General features: G+C 71.1%; 19 protein-coding genes. 10 read left to right on the top strand and 9 right to left on the bottom strand.

Annotation, left to right across the window (positions count from 1 at the left end):
- Positions 1-74 precede the first annotated feature (74 nt).
- A complete protein-coding gene (locus KBX34_RS13865) occupies positions 75-923 on the top strand; it encodes a 3-hydroxyacyl-CoA dehydrogenase family protein (protein WP_088949905.1) in 849 nt (282 codons plus the stop codon).
- 51 nt (positions 924-974) lie between these two features.
- Here KBX34_RS13865 and KBX34_RS13860 read toward each other — a convergent pair whose 3' ends face one another.
- Together KBX34_RS13860 and KBX34_RS13855 are read right to left on the bottom strand one after the other, a co-directional pair.
- On the bottom strand, positions 975-1,820 hold the full coding sequence (locus KBX34_RS13860; RefSeq protein ID WP_210925280.1) for an ABC transporter permease: 846 nt from the start codon (positions 1,818-1,820) through the stop codon (positions 975-977).
- On the bottom strand, positions 1,817-2,668 hold the full coding sequence (locus KBX34_RS13855; RefSeq protein ID WP_210795264.1) for an ABC transporter ATP-binding protein: 852 nt from the start codon (positions 2,666-2,668) through the stop codon (positions 1,817-1,819). The genes KBX34_RS13860 and KBX34_RS13855 overlap by 4 nt, the downstream gene beginning before the upstream one ends.
- A 151-nt stretch (positions 2,669-2,819) precedes the next feature.
- Between KBX34_RS13855 and KBX34_RS13850 the strand changes: the two genes are divergently transcribed.
- Positions 2,820-4,826, top strand: a complete 2,007-nt coding sequence (locus tag KBX34_RS13850) for a protein meaA (RefSeq protein WP_210925278.1) — start codon at positions 2,820-2,822, stop codon at positions 4,824-4,826.
- Between the two features lie 15 nt (positions 4,827-4,841).
- On the opposite strand, the gene KBX34_RS13845 is transcribed toward KBX34_RS13850, so the two are convergent.
- Positions 4,842-5,459 carry a DUF4126 domain-containing protein gene (locus tag KBX34_RS13845; RefSeq protein WP_088949898.1) on the bottom strand — a complete coding sequence of 206 codons (618 nt, stop codon included), beginning with the start codon at positions 5,457-5,459 and terminating at the stop codon, positions 4,842-4,844.
- A gap of 71 nt (positions 5,460-5,530) precedes the next feature.
- On the opposite strand from KBX34_RS13845, the gene nucS reads away from it, so the two are divergent.
- The gene (gene nucS, locus KBX34_RS13840) at positions 5,531-6,190 is read left to right on the top strand and encodes an endonuclease NucS (RefSeq protein WP_088951983.1); all 660 of its coding nucleotides are present in this window, start codon (positions 5,531-5,533) and stop codon (positions 6,188-6,190) included.
- A gap of 30 nt (positions 6,191-6,220) precedes the next feature.
- Here nucS and KBX34_RS13835 read toward each other — a convergent pair whose 3' ends face one another.
- Positions 6,221-6,880: a class I SAM-dependent methyltransferase gene (locus KBX34_RS13835; RefSeq protein WP_210925274.1), complete on the bottom strand. Its 660-nt coding sequence runs from the start codon at positions 6,878-6,880 to the stop codon at positions 6,221-6,223.
- A gap of 79 nt (positions 6,881-6,959) precedes the next feature.
- The gene (locus tag KBX34_RS13830; protein WP_210925272.1) at positions 6,960-8,456 is read right to left on the bottom strand and encodes an aldehyde dehydrogenase family protein; all 1,497 of its coding nucleotides are present in this window, start codon (positions 8,454-8,456) and stop codon (positions 6,960-6,962) included.
- A 255-nt stretch (positions 8,457-8,711) separates the two neighbouring features.
- Here KBX34_RS13830 and KBX34_RS13825 point away from each other — a divergent pair, with 255 nt between their 5' ends.
- The 7 genes from KBX34_RS13825 (at position 8,712) to KBX34_RS13795 (ending at position 15,163) form a co-directional block, all read left to right on the top strand.
- Complete coding sequence (locus KBX34_RS13825; protein WP_210925270.1) at positions 8,712-9,128, top strand: FHA domain-containing protein; 417 nt, start codon at positions 8,712-8,714, stop codon at positions 9,126-9,128.
- A 116-nt stretch (positions 9,129-9,244) separates the two neighbouring features.
- The gene (locus KBX34_RS13820; RefSeq protein ID WP_374223685.1) at positions 9,245-10,315 is read left to right on the top strand and encodes an alpha/beta fold hydrolase; all 1,071 of its coding nucleotides are present in this window, start codon (positions 9,245-9,247) and stop codon (positions 10,313-10,315) included.
- Positions 10,316-10,474: 159 nt separating this feature from the next.
- A complete protein-coding gene (locus tag KBX34_RS13815) occupies positions 10,475-12,265 on the top strand; it encodes a 3-hydroxyacyl-CoA dehydrogenase family protein (RefSeq protein WP_210795273.1) in 1,791 nt (596 codons plus the stop codon).
- A gap of 39 nt (positions 12,266-12,304) precedes the next feature.
- Positions 12,305-12,799 (top strand): SigE family RNA polymerase sigma factor, encoded by a 495-nt coding sequence (locus KBX34_RS13810; protein ID WP_210925267.1) that lies wholly within the window; start codon positions 12,305-12,307, stop codon positions 12,797-12,799.
- Positions 12,796-13,863 (top strand): hypothetical protein, encoded by a 1,068-nt coding sequence (locus KBX34_RS13805; protein WP_210795277.1) that lies wholly within the window; start codon positions 12,796-12,798, stop codon positions 13,861-13,863. Before KBX34_RS13810 ends, KBX34_RS13805 begins: the two co-directional genes overlap by 4 nt.
- 44 nt (positions 13,864-13,907) lie before the next feature.
- Positions 13,908-14,231, top strand: coding sequence for a hypothetical protein (locus KBX34_RS13800; RefSeq protein WP_307847214.1), 324 nt, complete (start codon positions 13,908-13,910; stop codon positions 14,229-14,231).
- A gap of 134 nt (positions 14,232-14,365) precedes the next feature.
- Positions 14,366-15,163: an alpha/beta hydrolase gene (locus tag KBX34_RS13795; protein WP_099848156.1), complete on the top strand. Its 798-nt coding sequence runs from the start codon at positions 14,366-14,368 to the stop codon at positions 15,161-15,163.
- A 4-nt stretch (positions 15,164-15,167) separates the two neighbouring features.
- Here the strand turns inward: KBX34_RS13795 and KBX34_RS13790 are convergent, their stop codons facing one another.
- From KBX34_RS13790 to ccrA, 4 genes are all read right to left on the bottom strand, one after another.
- The gene (locus tag KBX34_RS13790) at positions 15,168-16,262 is read right to left on the bottom strand and encodes an AI-2E family transporter (protein WP_210925345.1); all 1,095 of its coding nucleotides are present in this window, start codon (positions 16,260-16,262) and stop codon (positions 15,168-15,170) included.
- A 395-nt stretch (positions 16,263-16,657) separates the two neighbouring features.
- Complete coding sequence (locus tag KBX34_RS13785) at positions 16,658-18,802, bottom strand: hypothetical protein (RefSeq protein WP_210795855.1); 2,145 nt, start codon at positions 18,800-18,802, stop codon at positions 16,658-16,660.
- A 179-nt stretch (positions 18,803-18,981) separates the two neighbouring features.
- Positions 18,982-20,244, bottom strand: a complete 1,263-nt coding sequence (locus tag KBX34_RS13780; RefSeq protein ID WP_210795853.1) for a DivIVA domain-containing protein — start codon at positions 20,242-20,244, stop codon at positions 18,982-18,984.
- Between the two features lie 403 nt (positions 20,245-20,647).
- Positions 20,648-22,003 (bottom strand): crotonyl-CoA carboxylase/reductase, encoded by a 1,356-nt coding sequence (gene ccrA, locus KBX34_RS13775; RefSeq protein ID WP_088951981.1) that lies wholly within the window; start codon positions 22,001-22,003, stop codon positions 20,648-20,650.
- Between the last annotated feature and the right edge of the window lie 267 nt (positions 22,004-22,270).

Raw genomic sequence — 22,270 nt, 5'->3', positions numbered from 1 at the left:
ACGCCCCTTAGCCATCGTTCAGGCTCGCCGACTAGGGTGTTTGCAGGCACTCAATCGCAGCGAGGGAGAAGTAGATGGCGGGTCGACTCGCGGTCGTCGGGGCCGGGCTGATGGGCTCCGGCATCGCTCAGGTGGCGGCGCAGGCCGGCTGGCAGGTGACGTTGCGCGACCTGGACGACGCGGCCACCACCCGAGGGCTGGGCGGCATCCGGAAGTCGCTGGAAAAGTTCGCCGAGAAGGGCAAGATCGAGGCGTCCGAGGTCGAGGCGACGTTGGCCCGGATCACCCCGACCACCGACCTGGAGGCGGCGGCGGACGCGGACATCGTGGTCGAGGCGGTCTTCGAGCGGCTGGAGATCAAGCACGAGGTGTTCCGTGCCCTGGACAAGATCTGCAAGGCCGACGCTGTGCTCGCCACCAACACCTCGGCCATCCCGGTCACCCAGATCGCCGCGGTGACCGAGCGACCCGAGTCGGTCGTCGGCACCCACTTCTTCTCCCCGGTGCCGATGATGCAGCTCTGCGAGCTGGTACGCGGTTACAAGACCAGCGACGCCGCGCTGGACACCGCACGGGCCTTCGCCGAGGAGATCGGCAAGACGGTGGTGGTGGTCAACCGGGACATCGCCGGCTTCGTCACGACCCGGCTGATCTCCGCCCTGGTCATGGAGGCGGTCAAGCTGGTGGAGTCCGGCGTGGTGTCCGCCGAGGACCTGGACACGGCCTGCCGCCTCGGCTTCGGGCACGCGATGGGTCCGCTGGCCACCACCGACCTGACCGGTGTGGACGTGCTGCTGCACGCCTCGAAGAACATCTACACCGACACGGCCGACGAGAAGTTCTTCCCGCCGGAGCTGCTCCAGCGCATGGTCACCGCGGGCGACCTGGGCCGCAAGACCGGCAAGGGCTTCTACACGTACTGAGCGGGACATGGAAAGGGGGCGGACGCACAGCGTCCGCCCCCTTTCTCCGCGTCAGCCGTCGCGCTTGGTGGTCCAGCGGAAGGTGGTCATGCAGAGCACCACGCCGATGACGCACCACAGTGCCAGCACCAGCGCGACCCGGCCCAGCTCGAACGAGCCGCCCGGTTCCTGGGCGCCGAAGCCGTCGGGCAGGAAGACCGACCGCAGCCCCTGGCACATCCACTTGAGCGGGAACAGCGCCGCCACCTGCTGCATCCAGGTGGGCAGGTCGGTGAAGACGAAGAACACACCGGAGATGAACTGGAGCACCAGGGCGACCGGGGTGACCACCGCCGAGCCGCTGCGTGCGGTGCGGGCCAGCGACGAGATGGCGATGCCGCACAGGGTGCAGGCGGTCACCCCGAGCCCGGCGACCCAGCCGAAGGTCAACCACTTGCCGGCGGTGCCCGGCAGATCGAGATCGAACAGCGCCACCGCCACGGCCAGCAGCAGCGCGGTCTCGGCGATGCCGATCGCCACCACCATGATCACCTTGCCGGCGAACCAGACCCACTTCGGCATCGGCGTGCCCCGGTAGCGCTTGAGCACCCCCCGGTCCCGCTCGATCGGGATCCAGATGCCCAGGTTCTGGAAGCTCACCGTCATCAGGCCGGTCGCGATCATGCCGGTGATGAAGTACTGGGTGTACTTGACCCCGCCACCGATCTCCCCGCTGAAGATCGACGCGAAGATCAGGATCATGATGATCGGGAAGCCCATGGTGAAGACCACTGACTCCCGGCTGCGCAGGAACTGGGTGATCTCCAGCCGGCCCTGGCGCAGCGCGAGCGCGCCGCCACCGGGCCGACGGCTGCGGGTCGCGGTGACCGGCGTCGCCGGCCTTGTCGTGGTGGTCATCGCGCGTGTCCGATCATCGTGAGGTAGACGTCCTCCAGGGTCGGCCGGGTCACCGTGAGGCCGGGGACCTCGCCGCCGAACCACGCAGCCAGGTCCGCCACCAGCGTCGTCGGTGTGGCGCTCTGTGCGCTTCCCGGTGACCCGTCGGGGTTACGCCAGGAGACCGTGGCCAGGGCCTCCTGCCGGTTGCCCAGCCGGTTCGGGGCGGCCACCTCGACCAGCCGGCCGCCGGCGATCACACCGACCCGGTCGGCGAGCGCCTCCGCCTCGTCCAGGTAGTGCGTGGTCAGCACGATGGTGGTGCCGGCCGCGGCGAGGTCGCGGATCAGCTCCCAGAACTCGCGGCGGGCCTCCGGGTCGAAGCCGGTGGTCGGCTCGTCGAGGAAGAGCAACTCGGGGCGACCGATGATGCCCAGCGCCACGTCCAGGCGGCGCTTCTGCCCGCCGGAGAGGGTGTGCGTACGGGCCTTCGCCTTGGCGCCCAATCCGACCCGCTCGATCACCTTGTCCGGGTCGTCGGCGGCGGGGTAGAAGCCGGAGAAGTGCCGGATAACCTCGGCCACGGTCAGCTCGTCGAACTCGCCGGTGCCCTGGAGCACGATGCCGACACGGGAGCGCCAGTCGGCGTCCGGGTGGGCCGGGTCCGCGCCGAGCACGAAGACCTCGCCGGCATCCCGGTGCCGGTAGCCCTCCAGGATCTCCACCGTGGTGGTCTTGCCGGCACCGTTCGGGCCGAGCAACGCGAACACCTCACCGCGGCGCACGTCGAGGTCCACGCCCGCCACCGCCACGTTGTCGCCGTACGCCTTGCGCAGCCCTCGGACGGAGATGGCCAGCTCGTCATCCATGCCGTCCAGTGTGCGTCCTGACCCTGCTGACCCGGTGCCCGGGGTGTGGCGGTGCGCGCCACTGCGGGTGCTTCGCACCCGGATGTCCCCGACATGGACCTGTGTGGTTTTCCACAGCCCCTTTTACTGGGCGGTAACTTAAACTCCGGCCATGGACGAGACGGCATTTCCGGGACGGCTGCCCGAGCGGGACCGCCCGTGGGTGATGCGTACCTACGCCGGCCACTCGTCGGCGACCGCGAGCAACGCCCTCTTCCGCCGCAATCTGGCGAAGGGACAGACCGGCCTGTCGGTCGCCTTCGACCTGCCCACCCAGACCGGGTACGACCCGGACCACGAGCTCGCCTCCGGCGAGGTCGGCCGGGTGGGCGTGCCAGTGGCGCACCTCGGCGACATGCGGGCGCTCTTCGACGGCATCCCGCTCGCCGACACGAACACCTCGATGACCATCAATGCCCCGGCGATGTGGCTGCTCGCCCTCTACGGCACCGTGGCGACGGAGCAGGGCGCCGAGCTGGCCCGCTGCTCGGGCACCACGCAGAACGACATCATCAAGGAGTACCTGTCCCGAGGCACGTACATCTTCCCGCCAGCGGCGTCCCTGCGGCTCACCGCCGACGTGGTGGCGTACACGCTGCGGGAGATGCCCCGGTGGAACCCGGTCAACATCTGCTCGTACCACCTCCAGGAGGCCGGGGCCACGCCCGTGCAGGAGGTCGGCTTCGCGCTGGCCACCGCGGTCGCCGTCCTCGACGCGGTCCGTGACTCCGGCCAGGTGCCGGCCGAGCGGATGGGCGACGTGGTCCAGCGGATCTCGTTCTTCGTCAACGCCGGGGTGCGTTTCGTCGAGGAGATCGCCAAGATGCGCGCGTTCGGAGTGCTCTGGGACGAGATCACCCGGGACCGGTACGGGGTCACCGAGGCCAGACAACGCCGGTTCCGCTACGGGGTGCAGGTCAACTCGCTGGGCCTCACCGAGGCGCAGCCGGAGAACAACATCCAGCGCATCGTGCTGGAGATGCTCGGCGTGACGATGTCCCGCGACGCCCGGGCCCGCGCGGTGCAGCTGCCCGCCTGGAACGAGGCGCTCGGCCTGCCCCGCCCCTGGGACCAGCAGTGGTCGTTGCGGATGCAGCAGGTCCTGGCGTACGAGTCGGATCTGCTCGAATATCCCGACCTCTTCGCCGGCTCGCACGTGATGACTGCGCTGGTCGACGAGATTGTCACCGGGGCGCGGGTCGAGCTGGACAAGGTGCTGGAGCTGGGCGGCGTGGTCGCCGCCGTGGAGACCGGCTACCTCAAGAGCGCGCTGGTCGGGTCGCTGGCCGAACGCCGCAGGCGGATGGAGTCCGGTGCCGACGTGGTGGTCGGGGTCAACCGGTACACCGAAACCGAATCCTCCCCGCTGACCGCCGCCGGCGCGGAAGCCGTCGAGCAGGTCGACCCCGCGGTCGAGGCGGCCGCCACCGAGGGCGTACGCCGGTGGCGGGCCGACCGGGACGCGGCCGCCGTCGACGCGGCCCTCGCCCGGCTCCGCGCGGACGCCGCGACCACCACCAACCTGATGCCGGCCACCCTGGAGTGCGTGCGGGCCGGGGTGACCACCGGCGAGTGGTCCGGCGCGCTGCGCCAGGTCTTCGGCGAGTATCGCGCACCGACCGGCCTGGCCGGCGCCACCGGCAGCGGCGGCGACCCCGGCCTGGCCGCCGTCCGCGAGCGGGTCGCCGCCACCGCCCGCGAGCTGGGCAGCGGCCGGCTGCGGCTGCTGGTCGGCAAACCCGGCCTGGACGGGCACTCCAACGGCGCCGAGCAGATCGCTGTACGCGCCCGCGACGCCGGCTTCGAGGTCGTGTACCAGGGCATCCGGCTGACGGCGGGGCAGATCGTCGCCGCCGCCGTCGAGGAGGACGTCGACCTGGTCGGGCTGTCCGTGCTCTCCGGGTCACACCTGGCCGCCGTGCCGGCGGTGCTCGACGGGCTGCGCGCCGCCGGCCGGGCGGACCTGCCGGTGGTGGTGGGCGGCATCATCCCCGCCGGCGACGCGGACACGCTCCGGGCCGCCGGCGTCGCCCGGGTCTTCACCCCGAAGGACTTCGCCCTCACCGGCATCATCGACGACCTGGTCACCGTCATCCGCCGCGCCAACGACCTGCCCTGACCCGTCGATCAGTCGTCAGACGCGGAAGCCGGCGGCGCGGGCCGCGTCGCGTTCCCGGCGGCGCTCGGAGCGTCGCCGGAAGAACCAGAAGATGAAGACCACCAGGCCCAGCAGGAAAGCCAGCACCAACACCGGCAGGATGATCGCCACCAGGGAGACCACCACGCTGGTGGCGTCCTCGGCGGTGCTCGCGACCGGGGCGCCGAACCCGGCGGTGGTCGCGTTGATGACGGGTCGTGCCGCGGACTTGAGTAGGTGCACACCCAACGCCAGCAGCACGCCGGTGACGACCGGCACCCACTGGTGGGACGAGAAGAAGCTCCCCGGGTCGCTGACCGTCACGGTCTCCGACGAGGAACCGGCGCCGAAGGCCAGGCCGCCGGCGGTGGGCCGGACCACGGTCTGCACCATGTCGTTGATGTGGTCGACCACGGGCACCTTGTCCGCCACCATCTCGACGGCGAGCAGCACCGCCATGATGAGGATGACCCAGCCGTTGCCGAGCCAGGTCCAGCCGCTGGGCAGGTCGATCAGGTCGGTGTAACGGCCGAGGAGACCGAGGATGAGCAGGGGTATGTAGGCGTTCAGGCCCGCCGATGCGGCGAGGCCAGTGCCGGTGAGAACTTCGAACACGTCTTCAGCATCGCATCGACGCGCCAGTGCCGCTCGCTGGCGACCGGTGGGTGCTCGGCTACCCTCGTCGGGTGCGGTTGGTCATTGCGAAGTGCTCGGTGGACTACGTCGGACGGCTCTCGGCTCACCTGCCGCTGGCCACCCGGTTGCTGATGGTGAAGGCGGACGGGTCGGTGTCGATTCATGCCGACGACCGGGCGTACAAGCCGTTGAACTGGATGAGCCCGCCATGTCGGCTGGAGGAGGCCCCCGGTGTGTGGCGGGTGGTCAACAAGGCTGGCGAGGAGTTGCGGATCACCCTTGAGGAGATCTTCCAGGACACCTCGTACGAGCTGGGTGTCGACCCCGGCCTGCGCAAGGACGGGGTGGAGGCGCACCTCCAGGAGTTGCTGGCCGCCAACCCCAGCGCGTTGGGTGAGGGGTTCACGCTGGTCCGCCGCGAGTACATGACCGCGATCGGCCCCGTCGACCTGCTGTGCCGGGACGCCAACTCCGGTTCGGTCGCCGTCGAGGTCAAGCGTCGTGGCGACATCGACGGGGTGGAGCAGTTGACCCGGTACCTCGAGTTGATGAACCGTGACCCGCTGCTCAGCCCGGTTGTCGGGGTCTTCGCGGCGCAGGAGATCAAGCCGCAGGCCCGGGTGCTCGCCACCGACCGGGGCATCCGGTGTGTGGTCGTGAACTACGACAAGCTGCGGGGCATCGAGAAGGACGAGCTGACGCTGTTCTGAGCGGCTCAGCTCCCGGTAGGTCTGAGCGGCTCAGCTCCCGGTACGCACCGCGATCAGCGACTTGGGCAGGCCGAACACCCGCTCGACCAGCATGGTCGAGTCCGGGAAGTAGTGGCGCATCTGCGAGCGGTCCAGCAGTTCGGTCCAGAGCACCTGGTGGATGGCGGCGTCGTGGCTCCGGGTCGGCTTGTGCCCCAACGGCCACCGCCTGGCGAACGCGGTGCGCAGCCGCACCGGTAGGAACTGCATGCCCGGCGCGATCCAGTGTGGCTCGATGGGGAAGTAGCGGTAGGGCGTCTGCACCCAGTGCCGGTCGGCCAGCGAGCGGACGGCGGCGGCGAAGCGCAACCGGCGTTCGTGCCCACCCACGTGCTCCAGCACCGAGTTCGAGAAGACCATGTCGAAGCTGCCCCCGGCGAGGCGCGCAGGGAGGTCGCAGGCATCGGCCTGCTCGACGTGGGCCCACTCCGGCACGACGGCCGGGGGTTTCTCCAGGTTGACGACTGTCACCCGGGCCGGCCGGACGGTGGCACGGTGCCAGGTGCCGAGCCGGCCGCCGAGATCGACCACGTGCATGTCGCCGATGTCGGGGAACGTGCGCGCCAGCCAGTCCGAACGGTGCTGACGTCGCCGGGCGCTCCACGACTGGTCACTGTCGACAAGGCGGTAGCGCAATCGATTGGGGCCCATTTAACGCAATGTACCGCCGTAACCACCCGTACACACATGTCGATTCGCCGATCTTCTTTGAAGATCGGCTATCTGACACTCACCTTCCGTACATCACCTTGATCGCCTTGACGAGCCGGGCCACGTCGGTCGGCGTCCGTTCGAAGGTCATCGACGGCAGCAGTGACCGGGCACGACGCCGGGTGATCGCCTTGGCCCGGCCGAACTCGCGCAGCCCGTCCTCCCCGTGGATCCGCCCGAAGCCGGAGTCGCCCACCCCGCCGAACGGCAGGGTGGACATGCCGGCGAAGGTCAGGGTGGAGTTGACCGAGGCCATTCCGGAGCGCAGCCGCCGGGCGATGGCCACCGCGCGCCGTCGGCCGAAGACCGAGCCGCCCAGGCCGTACGGCAGGGCGTTGGCGCGGGTGACGGCCTCGTCGGCGTCGCGGACCCGGCTGATGGTCAACGTGGGGCCGAAGGTCTCCTCCTGGACGGCGGCCGACTCCTCCGGCACGTCCACGAGCACGGTCGGGTGGACGTACGGCGGTTGCACGGCGCTCGGGCCACCGAGCACGGCGCGCCCACCGGAGTCGATCGCGGCGTCGATGTGCCGGCGGATCACGTCGATCTGCCGGGGCATGGTGATCGGGCCGATGTCGGTGCCCTCCGGCCCGACGGTCAGCTGACCGGCGCGGGCCACCACCTTGTCGACGAAGGCGTCGAAGACCGAGTCGACGGCGTAGACCCGCTCGATGCCGATGCAGGTCTGGCCCGCGTTGGTCATGCCACCCCAGACGCAGGCCTCCGCGGCGGCGTCCAGGTCGGCGTCGCTGTCGACGATCATGGCGTCCTTGCCGCCGCCCTCGATCAGCACCGGGGTCAGCGTCTCTGCGCACGCGGCCATCACCTTGCGGGCGGTCGCGGTGGAGCCGGTGAAGGCCACCTTGTTGACCCCGGAGCGGCAGAGAGCGGCACCCACGTCGCCCAGCCCGTGCACGGCGGTGAACACCGGGTGCTCGGGCACCACCTCGGCGAAGCTGTCCACCAGCCACTGGCCGACGGCGGGCGTGTATTCGCTGGGCTTGAGCACCACGGCGTTGCCGGCGGCCAGCGCGTACGCGGCGGAGCCGATCGGCGTGAAGACGGGATAGTTCCACGGCCCGATCACGCCGACCACGCCGTGCGGCTGGTATTCGAGGTGACCGGAGAACTCGGCGAGGATGAGCCGGGACCGCACCCGGCGTGGGCCGAGCACGCGGCCGGCGTTGCGGGCGGCCCAGTCGATGTGCTCGATCGCGGTGACGATCTCGACGATCGCGTCGGCGACCGGCTTGCCGCCCTCGACGTGCACCAGCTCGGCCAACTGCTCGATCCGCTTGGCGAGCAGCGCGCGCCACCGCAGCAGCCGGTCGCGGCGGCCGGTGAAGCCGAGCCCGGCCCACCATTCGCCGGCGGCCCGGGCGCGGTCGACGGCCTGGCGCACCTCGTCTTCGGTGGCGATCGGGAGGCGACCGGCCTCGATGCCGGTGGCCGGGCTGGTCGAAACCAGCTGGCCCTCCTCGATGACCGGGGTCCCCGGGACATGCACAGCCGTCATGACGGAAGTCTAGACCCGAAAACTACTCGCTGGTAGGTCCCCGATCCGGGCGGCGGGACGGGAGTCGCTCCACCCCGACCGATCGTTGATCAGTGCAGGTCAGGGTAGCGGTGGCCGGTGCGGTCCGCCCGAATCGTCGAACGGCAGGTGGCCGGGAGGTGACGAGAGGCTGACCGGCCGGTCGGTATTGACGATTACCGTCTGATGGCAGGCTGACGCGCGGAGTGACGGTGTGGGGTGGAGGGCTGACTTTCCATGGAGGAACATCCGGAACTGATGCCGCTGTTGACGGTCGCGGGTGGGCCGATGCGCGGTGCGAGCTTTCGACTGCGGGGCGAGCCGCAGGTGATCGGTCGGGCACCGACCTGCCACGTGGTCATCGCCGACCCGCATCTGAGTCGTCGGCACGCCGAGGTGTGGCTGACCCCGGAGGGGCCGTCCCTGCGGGACCTGGGCTCCACCAACGGCACCTGGCTCAACGACCGACGGATCAGCGAGGTCGAGCTGCTCTCCGACGGCGACGTGATCCGGCTCGGCCGGACCGAGCTGCGCCTGTTCGATCCCGGTGTGGCGCTCACCGACCCGGTGGGGCTCAGCTTCGGGCCGTCGCGGCGGGACGTCCGACCGACGCTGCCGCTGCCGTTGGCCGCGCCGCCGAGCGGGCGTCGCTGAGACGGGAGGGCCCCTTCCTCCCACTCGGCACACGCCGGGGCTGAGTGCGGACCACACCCGGTGCGCGCCCCGGGTGTCTGCCGGACACCTGGACCGGCGGGGGCCCGCATGGCAGCATGCCGCGGATGGAGACCGAGCAGCGGACCGTGACGGCTAACGGCATCACCCAGGCGGTACGGGTGGCCGGCCCGCCGGACGGCACGCCGGTGCTGCTGATCCACGGCAACTGCTCGTCAGCGCTGTTCTGGGAGCCGCTGGTGCGGCGGCTGCCGCCGACGCTGCGGGTGGTCGCCCCCGACCTGCGGGGGTACGGCGACTCCGAGACGGCACCGGTGGACGCCACCCGGGGCCTGCGCGACTTCGCCGACGACGTGGCGGCCCTGCTGGACGACCCGACGCTCTTCGGTGCCGACGCCCGCCCGGTGGTGGTCGGGCACTCCCTCGGTGGCGGGGTGGCGATGCGACTGCTGGTCGACCATCCGCACCGGGTGGGAGCGGTGCTGCTCGCGGCACCGGTCTCTCCGTACGGCTTCGGCGGCACCCGTGACCTGACCGGCACGCCGACCACCCCCGACTTCGCCGGCACCGGCGCCGGCACGGCCAACCCGGACTTCGTCGCCCGGCTCGCGGCCGGTGACCGCAGCGCGGACGCCCCGGCCAGCCCGCGTGCCGTGCTGCGAGCCACCTACGTGGCCGATCCCGCCTCGCTGGTCGAGGACGAGGATCTGCTGCTGGACACCGTGCTCTCCACCGCCACCGGGGACGACAACTACCCGGGCACGGCGGTGCCCTCGGAGAACTGGCCGGGCACCGCACCGGGGGAACGCGGCGTGCTCAACGCGCTCGCGCCGACCTTCTTCCGGCTCGCCGACGAGCTGGTGGCCGTCGCCGAGAAGCCCCCGGTCACCTGGGTACGCGGCGACGCCGACGTCATCGTCTCGGACACCTCTCTGTTCGACCTGGCGTACCTGGGCTCGCTGGGTCTCGTGCCCGGCTGGCCGGGCGAGGACGCCTGCCCACCGCAGCCAATGGTCGGCCAGACCCGGGCGGTGCTGGAGCGGTACGCGGCGGCCGGCGGCGCGTACCACGAGGTGGTGCTGCCCGGCTGTGGTCACAGCCCGCACCTGGAGCGCCCGGCGGAGTTCGTCGCGGAGCTGCTGGCCCTGACCACCGTGCCCACCGCCTGACGGCAGTCTGAGCACCAGGCCCGCCGCGTCCCTGCACCCTGCGGCGGTGTGGGTGAAATATCCCACGGCGTCTCGACAACCCAGCGTCACGTGGCAGACTCGCGCGCATAACCTTAGCGGCCGTTCAGTGGCCGTGCGGAGTCTCTGGGGAGGCCGGTCGTGGCGCGCGATTTCAGCACCGTTGGCGTGGTGGGGCTGGGCACCATGGGTGCCGGCATCGTCGAGGTCTTCGCCCGTAACGGCATCGACGTGGTGGCCGTCGAGATCTCCGAGCCGGCGCTGGAGCGCGGCCGGGCCACCCTCGCCGGCTCCACCGACCGTGCCGTCGCCAAGGGCAAGCTCGCCGCCGCCGACCGCGACGCCCTGCACGAGCGGGTGCACTTCGCGGTCGGGCTGGACGCGCTGCACTCCGTCGACCTGGTCATCGAGGCGGTGCCCGAGCACCTGGACCTCAAGCAGCGGATCTTCGCGGAGCTGGACCGGGTCTGCCGGCCGGAGACGATCCTCGCCACCAACACCTCCTCGTTGAGCGTCACCGAGATCTCGGTGGCCACCAGCCGGCCCAACCAGGTGATCGGCATCCACTTCTTCAACCCCGCGCCGGTGATGAAGCTGGTCGAGGTGGTCCGCACTGTCGTCACCTCGCCCGAGGTGGTCGCCGACGTCGAGGCGCTGTGCGCCCGGCTCGGCAAGGTCGACGTCACCATCAACGACCGGGCCGGTTTCATCGCCAACGCGCTGCTGTTCGGCTACCTCAACCACGCCGTCGGCATGTTCGAGGCGCACTACGCGACCCGGGAGGACATCGACGCCGCGATGAAGCTCGGCTGCGGCCTGCCGATGGGCCCGCTGGCGCTGATGGACCTGATCGGCCTGGACACCGCGTACGAGATCCTGGACACCATGTACCGGCGCGGCGGGCGGGACCGCCGGCACGCCCCGGTGCCGCTGCTCAAGCAGATGGTCACGGCGGGGCTGCTCGGCCGGAAGTCGGGTCGGGGCTTCTACACCTACGAGCGGCCCGGTTCGCCGGTGGTCGTACCGGACGAGGCGACGCCGCTGGCCACGGAGGCCGCGGTCGCCGACGGCGCGCGGGCCATCACGAAGGTCGGCGTGGTGGGCTCCGGGACGATGGCCACCGGGATCATCGAGGTCTTCGCCAAGGCCGGCTACGAGGTCGTCTCGGTGACCCGCGGCATGGAGAAGTCCGCGAAGGTCTGCGAGGCCGTGAAGACCTCGCTGAACAAGGGCGTGGTGCGGGGCAAGCTCGCCGAGGCCGACCGGGACGCCGCGCTCGGCCGGATCAGCTGGTCGGCCACGCTCGACCACCTCGCCGACGTCGACCTGGTGGTCGAGGCGGTGGTCGAGGAGCTGAGCGTCAAGAAGGCCCTCTTCGCAAGCCTCGACGAGATCTGCAAGCCGGGCGTCGTGCTGGCCACCACCACCTCCTCGCTGCCGGTGATCGACGTGGCGATGGCCACCCATCGGCCGGCCGACGTGGTGGGGTTGCACTTCTTCAACCCGGCACCGGTCATGCCGCTGGTCGAGGTGGTCCGCACCATCCGCACCTCCCCGGAGGCCACCGCCACCGCCCGCGCGGTCTGCGCCACCCTCGGCAAGACCGGCGTGGTCTGCGGCGACCGGTCCGGGTTCATCGTCAACGCGCTGCTCTTCCCCTACCTGAACGACGCGGTGAAGATGCTGGAGGCCAGCTACTCGACGGCCGACGACATCGACCACGCCATGAAGCTGGGCTGCGGCTACCCGATGGGCCCGTTCGAGCTGCTCGACGTGGTCGGGCTGGACGTGTCGCTGGCGATCCAGCGCGAGCTGTACCTGGAGCTGCGCGAGCCGGGCTTCGCGCCCGCGCCGCTGCTGGAGCACCTGGTCACCGCCGGCTACCTGGGCCGCAAGACCCGCCGCGGCTTCCGCGACCACTCGCACCGCTGACGGGTCAACGCCGGAGGGGCCCGGCCGCGTCTGAGGGATGTGACCTTCGAGGAGTACGTCGGCAGCCGCGGCCCGGCCCTGATCCGGCTGGCGCGGCTGCTGACCGGTGACGAGCACCGGGCCGAGGACCTCACCCAGGAGGTGCTGTCCCGGGCGTACGTGCACTGGCGCAAGATCTCGCGGGCCGACCGGCCCGACGTGTACGTACGTCGGATGCTGGTCAACGCCAACAACTCCTGGTGGCGACGCCGGTCCAACCGCGAACTGGTCGTCGACACCTTCGCCGACCGGGCGCAGCGTGGCGACCTCGGCCGCGAGGCGGCCGACCGGGACGAGATGTGGCGGCTGATCCTCGGCCTGCCCGAACGCCAGCGGGCGGTGCTGGTGCTGCGCTTCTACGAGGACCTCGACGACGCGACGATCGCCCAGATCCTGGACTGCTCGCCGGTCACCGTCCGCACCCACGCGATGCGGGCGCTCGCCAACCTCCGGGAGCGCTGCGGTGCCCCGGCCACGAACGGGAGCCGACAGTGACCGACCTCGACGAGCGGATCGTCCAAACCCTGCGGGACCGTGCCGAGGGCACCGTGGACACCGACCGGCTGCTGGTCGGCGCGGTGCGCCGGGGGCGTACCCGGGTACGTCGGCGGCGTGTCTCCGCTGGTGCCACCCTGGGCGTGATCGCGCTGCTCGGTGCCGGCGTGGTCGCCGGGCCGTTGGGTGGCCTGCCCGGCCTCGGTCCCACTGTCACTCCCGGCTCGGCCGAGACCACTGTTGCCTTCCTGCCGCCGCTGGTGGCCGGCGCTCCGGGTGCGGCGGCCCGGCCTGACCAGATCGGCAAGGATCCCGCGCTGCTGCACATCGGCCTCGCCCCGGGTGGCTCCCGGTTCCTGGAGTGGAACGTCGGCGGCGGCAGGGAGACCGCGAAGATCGACGTGGGTGGCCGGACGGTCACCGTAGAGCTGACCTCGGCCGAGTTGTTGCGAACCATCGGTGCTTGGACCCCACCGCCGGTGGAGGGACTCCCTGGCAACCCTTACGACGGAACGGTGGCACACGCAGACGGGCCGGACGGTGTGCCGATCTGGCGACGCTACTGGCAGCCGACTCCCGGCGTGTACGCCGCAGCCAGCGTGTCCGGCCCGGACGAGAGCCCCCTGTACGAAGCCGCCGCCGCGTTGCGGCTCGATCGGGCGTACGGGTGCGCCGGTCCGGTTCGGTTGACCGACCTGCCGGCCGGTGTCCAGTTCGCCACCTGCTCGATGGTCGTGGGCACCTTCCCGGCGGCGTACGCGGTGATGCTGCGCGTGAGCGACGACCAGGGCAGAGGGGTGACTGTCGAGTTCCAGTACGCGGGCACCACCCTGATGGCCAAGGCGCCGGCTAACCGGATGATCGACGGTAGACCCGCCTATTACGACCCCGCTCACGACACCGCATACGACCCCGCCGTCGCCCGGCTGGAACTCCTGGACATCCCTCGGGCCCAGCTGTTCACCGCCTTGAACCACGAGCTGAGTCTCAGCGAGGCGGACGCGACGACAGTGCTGCTCGGGGTGCGGGTCGCCGAGCACCTGGACCGACCCGCGACCTGGTGACCGCCCCGGGCCGTCCGCTCCGACGGACCGTACGCTTGGTGACCGTGAGCCCCCGTCGCAATCGCCCTCGCCGGGACGAGAACGCCAACCTGGACGCCGACCGCGTCCGGCAGGGTGTCGCCTCGGTGCAGCAGTGGACCGACGGCGCCTGGCAGGTGCGCGGCATCGGGGCGGGCGCGTCGGTCAAGACGTACCGTTGCCCCGGCTGTAACCAGGAGATCCCACCCGGGGTGGCGCACCTGGTGGCCTGGCCGGCAGACGGTCTGGGTGATCTGACCGACCGGCGGCACTGGCACAGCGGTTGCTGGCGTGCCAGGGAGCGACGCGGCCCGGCGGTGCAGCGCGGCCGGGGCGCCCCGCGCTACTGAGCGACTGCCCGGGGCCGCCTCGCGCCACGGCTGAGCGACCTGTCCGGGGCGCCTCGCGCCACGGCTGAGCGACCTGGATCACCCTGTTACCGCCTGGGCGGGCGGTGGCGGCGACTTCGCGCCAGACTTGGGCGGTGAGCACAGCGATCCGCGCGTCGTCGATCCTGCCCGGCCGCCGGGAGGACATCGAGCTGCACACCGCCGATGGTCTGCGGCTGGTCGGCGAGTTGGCACTACCGGCCGACCGGCCGCCGGTGGCCACCCTGGTCTGCCTGCACCCGCTGCCCACGCACGGCGGGATGATGGACAGCCACGTGTTCCGCAAGGCGGCCTGGCGGCTGCCCGCGCTGGCCGACCTGGCCGTGCTGCGGTTCAACACCCGGGGCACCAGCAGCATGCGCGGCACCAGCGAGGGTGCGTTCGACGGCGCGGTGGGGGAGCGGTACGACGTTGCCGCCGCCATCGAGTACGCGGAGTTCGCCGAGCTGCCCAACATCTGGCTCGTCGGCTGGTCGTTCGGCACCGACCTGGCGTTGAAGTACGGCTGCGACCCGGCGATCGCCGGTGCGATCCTGCTCTCCCCGCCGCTGCGCTTCTCGGCCCCGGAGGATCTGGCCACCTGGGCCGCCTCGGGTCGCCCGTTGACGGCGCTGGTGCCGGAGTTCGACGACTACCTGCGCCCGGCCGAGGCGCGGGAGCGGTTCGCTGCGGTGCCGCAGGCCGAGGTGGTCGGCGTCCCGGGTGCCAAGCACCTCTGGGTGGGCGACGCGGAGACGGTGCTCGACGAGATCGTCCGGCGGGTCAACCCGGCCGTCGAGGTGCCGCTCCCGACGACCTGGGACGGCCCGATGGAGGCCGGCGACGTCAGCGCGTACGCCGACCGGACGGTGGCCTCGTTCGCGGACACGCCCGTGCCGCAGCCGGGCGACTGACGGCTCAGCGCCGCTCCTGGCGGGGCAGCACCACCTCGCGCAGGATCAGTTGCAGCGCGGCCACCGTGGGGATGGCGATCAACGCGCCCACCACGCCCAGCAGCGCCACCCCGAGCAGTGCGGCGAGCAGGGCGGCCACCTCGTTGACCTCCACCGAGCGCCGCATCACCTTCGGGTAGATCAGGTAGTTCTCCACCTGCTGGTAGATGAGGAAGAAGACCGCACAGGCGATGCCGGTGGGCAGGTCGGACGCGAAGCCGACCAGGCTCACGATCACCGCGCCCAGGGTCGCGCCGATCTGCGGGATGAGGTCGGTCACCGCGACCACCACGGCCAGCGCGAACGGGTACGGCAGGCCGACGATCAACGCGAACACGAAGGTGGTCGCGCCGGCCAGCACCGCGATGCTCAGCGCCCCGACCATGTAGGCGCCGACCTTGGCCAGGATCTCGTCGCCGATCAGCTGCACCCGCTCCCGCCGAGAGCGGGGCACCAGCGAGTAGCCCAGCGAGCGCAACTTGTTGAAGTAGGCCAGGAAGTAGATCGTCAACACCAGCACGGTCAGCGTCCGGAACACCGTGCCGAAGATCAGTTGAGCACCGCCGAGCACCCCGCCGAGGGCCCGCCCGATGGTCTGCGCGTTGGCAGCGCCCTGCACCCGCTCCACCACGTCGTACCGCTCCACCAGGTCGTTGACCGTCGGATTGCGGCGCAACTCGTCGAGCAGGCTCGGGATCTGGTCGATGAACTGCCCCGACTGGGTGACGATCGGCGGGACCAGCGCGACCACGCCGCCGCAGAGCAGCAGCACCACGGTCAACGCGACCCCCGCCACCGCCAGGCCGTGCGGCACGCCCCAGCGGCGTAGTCGGACCACCGCCGGGTTGAGACCGACCGCCAGGAAGAGCGCGATCACCACCAGCACCAGGATGCCGCCGGCATTGCGAATCCCCAGATAAAGGGTGTACGCCAGCAGCACGCCCAACGCGCCAGTGAAGCCGATCAGGAAGCTGCTGCGGCGCAGCGGGCGCCCCGGAGTGCCGAACTTTCCGGACGGGACCGCCGGCGGTTCGTCCGGGTCGATTCCCGGAGCGGGCACCGGCACCGGCGGTGGTGTGTCGACCGGTGCGGTCTCGGTCGACGGGGGATCGGGCGTCGCGTCCGGATCATCAGCCGACGGGTCGTGCTGTGGCACCAGGGACCTCCCGGCTCGAGCCGTCGGACGACCGGCGGCATCGACGGCTGTTTCTGATCATCTCTCAGCGCGTCAGCAGCGTAGCGACTTCATGGTCGCTATCGACCACAAGGTCGTCAACCTGGTGTTCCGTGTGCCCGCCCAGCCGGCGTCCGTGCCTCGACCCACCACCCGACATCATCTAGCTCCCGCCGACGCGTAGATCTTGGACAGTTTCCGTTAGCGCGGCAGGCCCGGGTAACGGAAACTGTCCAAGATCTCGATGCTCGCGTGGGTCATGCGGCTGGCGACGCCGGCCGTCAGTCCTTCTCGATGGTGACCTTGCTGGGCTTGGCGCTGCGCTCGTCGGTGGTCGGCTTGCTGGGCCGCTTGCCGTTCTCACCGGTGCTGGTGATCTTGGTCGGCTTGGCGCCACGGCCACCCTCGCCCGGAACGGCGGCCACGGTGGGCTCCCCGTCCACCCCGGCGCTGGCCGCGCCTCCGTCGACGGTGGTCACCGGCTCGGCCACCGGTCGGGTCGTGGACTGCCCGGCACCCTCGGCCCCGGCGTTCACCGGCTGCCGGGTGTCGGCAGGCTCGGTCTTGAGGCCGGTAGCCGCACCCGACCCGGCCGGCGTGCCCGCATCGACGGTCGCCGCATCTGAGACGGTCGCCGCGTCAGGGACGGTCGCCGCGCGGGACACGGTCGCGCCGTCGTCCCCGTCGTCAGCCGCGCTCCGGCTCGCACCGTCACCGGCGGCCGGCGCGGTCGGGCCGTCGATCGGCCCCGCGACGCTCTGCAACCGCAGCTCAGCCATCTGCCGCTGGAGCTCGTCGGACTCCTGCCGGGACTTCCACGTCTCCTGCCGAAGGTCAGCGAGCTGCTGCTGGGCCTGGGCGATCTCCAACATCACCTGGGCGAGCTGCTGCCGGCCCGCCGCCGACTCCTGCTGGGTGGCCGCCAGGTGCTGCTGAGTGGTGGCCAGGTGCTGCTGGGTGGTGGCCGCGTACTCCTCGAACTGCCGGCGGGAGGCGGCGACATGCTCGTCGGCCTTGCGGCGCTTGTCGCCGGCCTCGGTCTCGGCCCGGCGCAGCAGCTCGGCGGCCTCCGCCTCGGACCGCTGGCGCAGCGCCGCCGCGGCCTGCTCGGCAGCCTGCCGGATCCCGGCCGCGCCCTGCTCGATCTCGTTCTTGCGGGCCGTGTATTCGGTCTCCAGCTCGTTCTTGCGGCCGGAGTATTCGGCTTCCAGCTCGTCGCGGCGAGCGGTGAAAGCCGTCTCCATCTCCTGCTGACGGCTGGTGAACCCGGTCTCCAGCTCCTGCTGGCGGGACTTGTGCTGCTTTTCCAGCTCGTCGCGACGCTTGGCGTACTCCTGCTCGGCCGTGGCCCGCCGCTGCGCCAGCTCCCGGTCGGCCGCCTCCCGCCGGGAGTTGACCTCCTGCTCCACCCCGGCCCGCCACGCGCCCAGCTCCTGCTGGGTCTGCGCCCTGGCGTGCTTGACGTACCCCTCGGTCTCGGCGCGCATCCGCTGCACGTACGCCTCGGTCTCGGCGCGGTTGCGCTTGGCCGACTCGGAGGCCTGCGTGGTCAGCCGCTCCGCCTCCTGCTGGGCCTTGGCGCGGGTGGCACGGCCAGCCATCGACGCGTCGTCGATGATCTGCTTGGCCTCCTGCTGCGCCTTGGCGTGGGTGGCACGGCCGGCCTCGGTCGCGGCGTCGGCGAGCCGCTTGGCCTCCTGGAGGGCCTTGGCGTGCACCTCCTTGGCCGCCTCGCGCAGGTCGCTGGCCTCCTGCCGGGCATTGACCAGTGCCTCACGAGCCGACTCGCGCAGCTTGGTCGACTCCTGCTGGGCCCGGGTGTGGATCTCCTTGGCGGAGTCGCGTAGCTGGGTGGCCTCCTGCTGGGCCTTCGCCAGCGCGTCCTGCGCCGCCTTACGCAGCTGTGCCGACTCGTCCTTGGCAGCCCGCAGGGTCGCGTCCGCCTCGGCCCGCTTGGCGGTGCTGTGCCGCTCCTCCTCCGCGCGGCGCGCGGCGAGGGCGATCTCGAAGTCCTTCAGAGCCCGCGATGCCTGCTCGCGGGCCTCTTCGATGATGTGCTCAGCGGCGTTGCGGCGGGCCTCGATCTCCCCGTTCGCATCGGCCAGGATCTGCTCGGCCTGCTCCTCCGCGAGAGTGAGGATCGACTCGACCCGCGGACCGAGGTGCCGGAACGAGGCGCGGTCCACCACGTTCATCTGCTTGCGCACCTGAGTCAGGTCGCGTTGCAGCACCTCGACCTGGCCGGCGAGCTTGTGGATCTGTGTGTACGCCTGTTCCCGTTCGGAGGCGAGGGTCGCGATCTCGTGCTCGGCACGCGCGACATACCGGTCGACCTGTTTCTTCTCGTACCCCCGCAGAGCGGACTCGAAGCTGGGCTCCGTCGTCACGTCCCCGCCGAGAGCGAACAGTTCCTCGCCGTGCGACATGCCCCCATCCTCACACGCAACGGGCCCTGCTGGGGCGATACGGACGGGCCTTGTGCGAGCTACTTCACTCCGTTGCGAGCGGGAGATTCCACGAACTGGGAAACGCATACGGCGCGAGGTGGAACCGGTCACCCGGTGTCACCTCGCGCCGTTCGATGCCCCGACCTGACGGCCTCGCGTCAGCCAGCGGACTCCGCGGGGACCCGGTCCTGACCGCCCTCGGTCTTCTTGGCCTCCGGCTTGGGCGCGGGAGCGGCAGCGGCCGGCATGCCCGGAACGATGCCGGCGAGTCCGGAGAGCATCTGGCCCAGCTGCGACGTGACCGCGTCCTTCTGCCGAGTGAGGTCATCGACCTCGCGGCGGGCGGCCTGCGTGGTCAGCTCCGCCTCGGTGCGGGCCTCGGTGAGCAGGCGCTGCGACTCGGCCTTGGCCTCGTTGAGCGTCTTCTCGGAGTGCGCCTTGGCCTTGTCGACCGTCTCGGCGGCGTTGCGCTCCGACTCGACCCGCCGGGCCTCGGCGCGCTGCTCGATCTCCTTGGCACGCTCCTGCGCGGCCCGGGCACGCTGCTCGGCCTCGCTGACCAGCTTCTGGGTCTGCGCGACCTGGGCGGCGTGGCGCTCGGACTCCTCGCGCTCGGCCTTCTCCCGCCGCTCGGCGAGCTGGAGCTCCAGGGCCTGAAGGTCCTTGTCCCGCTTGTCCCGCGCGTCGGTCAGCAGCTTGGTCGCCTCGGCGCGCTTCTCCTCAGCCTCGCGGGCGGCCTTGGCCCGCTGCTGGGTGATCTCGCGCTCGGCGGTGGCGCGGAGGGTGGCCACCTCCCGCTCGACTGTCGACTTCAGCTCGGCCACCTCGTGCGCGGTGACGGTGCGAAGCTGCTTGGTCTCGCGGTCGGCGTCCGCGCGCAGCGTGTCGGCCTCGCGGCGGGCCTGCACCCGGACCTCGGCGGCCTCGCGCTCGGCGGCCGTACGCAGGTTGCCGGCCTCGCGCTCGGCGCTGGCCTTCATGGCCGCGGCCTCGGCACGTGCCTTGTCGGTGATCTCGCGAGCCTCGAGGCGGGCGGCGGAGAGGATGCCCTCCGACTCGCGCTTGGCCTCGTTGCGGTGGTCGTTGGCCTGCTCCTCGGCGAGCCGGAGGATCTGCTCGACCCGGGTGCCGAGCCCGGAGAGCGTGGGCCGGCTGTTCTCTTCGAGCTGCTTGTTCGTGTCGGTGAGCTTCTGCTCCAGCGCGCTCATGCGCTGCTCGGCCTGGCGGAGCCGACGCTGGGCGTCGTTCATCCGCTGCTCGGCCTCGGCACGGGCCTGCTCGGACTGGGTCAGCGCGGCGGTCATCCGGCCGAGGAAGTCGTCGACCTGGTGAGTGTTGTATCCGCGTAGGCCTACGGTGAAATCTGGCTGCGAGTTCGCGTTATCGAAGAACGCGAGAGGGGAGGACTGCTGCTGGGGCATTGGGACATACTGGCAGACGCCCCAGGGTGCTTCGCAAGAGCGGTGCGGAGCTTTCGTGCCCTCTTTACATGGTCAACTTCCGCGATCGGCAGAGCCGGACCAATCGGCGATCTTGGCAGGTCCCGGGCGGGACGGGCACCATGCCGCGTGATCCGGAAAAGGGCCCCGGGGTTACCCCGAGGCCCTTTGTTCGATCCGAGCAACCGCACGCTAATCGGGTTGGAAGAACAATGGCCGATCACCGCATTGGCCATCCACCGCTCATCCGTCCGGCTGGTGTCCAGGTCAGTGCCCCGAACCGGCGTGCGCCGGTCAGTGCCCGCCAGAACCGGCCGTGCGCCGGTCAGTGCCCCCGGAACCGGCCGTGCGCCGGTCAGTGCCCGCCAGAACCGGCCTGCGCCGGTCAGTGCCCCCGGAACCGGTTGATCGCGTCCTCGTGCTGGGCCCGCAACTCCCCGTCGCGTACGCCGAGGCCGTCGGTCGGTGCCAGGCAGCGCACCCCGACCTTGCCCTGGTGGGCGTTGCGGTGCACCTCGTACGCGGCCTGACCGGTCTGTTCCAGCGGGTAGGTGCGGGACACCGTCGGGTGCACCCTGCCCAGCGCGACAAGGCGGTTGGCCTGCCACGCCTCGTGGTAGTTGGCGAAGTGGCTGCCGACGATCCGCTTGAGGTGCATCCACAGGTAGCGGTTGTCGTACTGGTGCTGGAAACCGCTGGTGGACGCGCAGGTGACGATGGTGCCACCGCGCCGGGCCACGTAGACGCTGGCGCCGAAGGTCTCCCGACCTGGGTGCTCGAAGACGATGTCCGGGTCCTCGCCGCCGGTCAGTTCGCGGATCCGCTCGCCCAGGCGCTTCCACTCGTCCGGGTCCTGGGTCTCCTCGTCCTTCCAGAACCGGAAGCCCTCCGCGGCCCGGTCGATGACCAGGTCCGCGCCCATCCGGCGGCACAGTTCGGCCTTCTCCGGCGAGGAGACGACGCAGACCGGGATCGCGCCGCCGTTGAGCGCCATCTGGGTGGCGTACCCGCCGAGGCCACCGGAGGCGCCCCAGATCAGCACCACGTCGCCCTGCTTCATGTTGGCACCGTGGTGCGAGACGAGCTGCCGGTACGCGGTGGAGTTGACCAGCCCCGGGCTGGCCGCCTCCTCCCAGCTCAGGTGTCGCGGCTTCGGCATCAGCTGGTTGGCCTTGACCACCGCCATCTCGGCCAGCCCGCCGAAGTTGGTCTCGAAGCCCCAGATCCGCTGCTGCGGGTCGAGCATGGTGTCGTCGTGCCCGGCCGCGTCCTCCAACTCGACGGAGAGGCAGTGCGCGACCACCTCGTCGCCGGGTGCCCACCGGGTCACCCCGGGGCCGGTGCGCAGCACCACGCCGGCCGCGTCCGAGCCGACCACGTGGTACGGCAGGTCGTGCCGGCGGGTCAGCTCGGAGAGCCGGCCGTAGCGCTGGAGGAACTTGAAGGTGGACACCGGCTCGAAGATGCTGGTCCACACGGTGTTGTAGTTGATCGCGCTGGCCATCACCGCGATCAGTGCCTCGCCCGGCGCCAGCTCCGGCGTCGGCACCTCCTGCACGTGCAGCGCCTTGCGCGGGTCCTTGTCCCGGGTGGCCATGCCGTCGAACATCCGGGACTCCTCGGCGCGGACCACCACACCCCGGTAGCTCTCCGGTACGGGCAGCCCGGCGACGCCGGCGAGCTCGCGGTCCGGGTCGTTCGATTCCTCCGCCGCCATGATCGCTTCGAGGATGTCCTGCACGGTGACCTCCGGTTCGTCCGCACCCGAATGGGCCGGGGTGCTGCCATCGTCGGCGCCGGTGGGGCACGACCACCATGTCGGCATTCGACACATCCGACCCCGGTCGCGCTCCTGTGTGGCGGACGTTACTGAACGGTAGCTAAAGCCGGAAGTCCTGTGTGAAAAACTGCATCCGCCGATGCGTGAAGCTGCCCGGCCGCCCCACCAACCGAGCACTGACGTGCGCCCCGACCGCAACCCGCCCCCCCAAACGGCCCCCGCCCACCC

Origin of the sequence: Micromonospora sp. M61 (assembly GCF_018070245.1) — a bacterium.
Lineage (GTDB): Bacteria > Actinomycetota > Actinomycetes > Mycobacteriales > Micromonosporaceae > Micromonospora > Micromonospora zamorensis.
This window is presented reverse-complemented; position numbering and strand designations above follow the sequence as displayed.

Coding starts and splice junctions, on each gene's coding strand:
- KBX34_RS13865 (WP_088949905.1), top strand. CDS start 75: ATGGCGGGTCGACTCGCGGTCGTCGGGGCCGGGCTGATGGGCTCCGGC.
- KBX34_RS13860 (WP_210925280.1), bottom strand. CDS start 1,820: ATGACCACCACGACAAGGCCGGCGACGCCGGTCACCGCGACCCGCAGC.
- KBX34_RS13855 (WP_210795264.1), bottom strand. CDS start 2,668: ATGGATGACGAGCTGGCCATCTCCGTCCGAGGGCTGCGCAAGGCGTAC.
- KBX34_RS13850 (WP_210925278.1), top strand. CDS start 2,820: ATGGACGAGACGGCATTTCCGGGACGGCTGCCCGAGCGGGACCGCCCG.
- KBX34_RS13835 (WP_210925274.1), bottom strand. CDS start 6,880: ATGGGCCCCAATCGATTGCGCTACCGCCTTGTCGACAGTGACCAGTCG.
- KBX34_RS13830 (WP_210925272.1), bottom strand. CDS start 8,456: ATGACGGCTGTGCATGTCCCGGGGACCCCGGTCATCGAGGAGGGCCAG.
- KBX34_RS13825 (WP_210925270.1), top strand. CDS start 8,712: ATGGAGGAACATCCGGAACTGATGCCGCTGTTGACGGTCGCGGGTGGG.
- KBX34_RS13820 (WP_374223685.1), top strand. CDS start 9,245: ATGCCGCGGATGGAGACCGAGCAGCGGACCGTGACGGCTAACGGCATC.
- KBX34_RS13785 (WP_210795855.1), bottom strand. CDS start 18,802: ATGTCGCACGGCGAGGAACTGTTCGCTCTCGGCGGGGACGTGACGACG.
- KBX34_RS13780 (WP_210795853.1), bottom strand. CDS start 20,244: ATGCCCCAGCAGCAGTCCTCCCCTCTCGCGTTCTTCGATAACGCGAAC.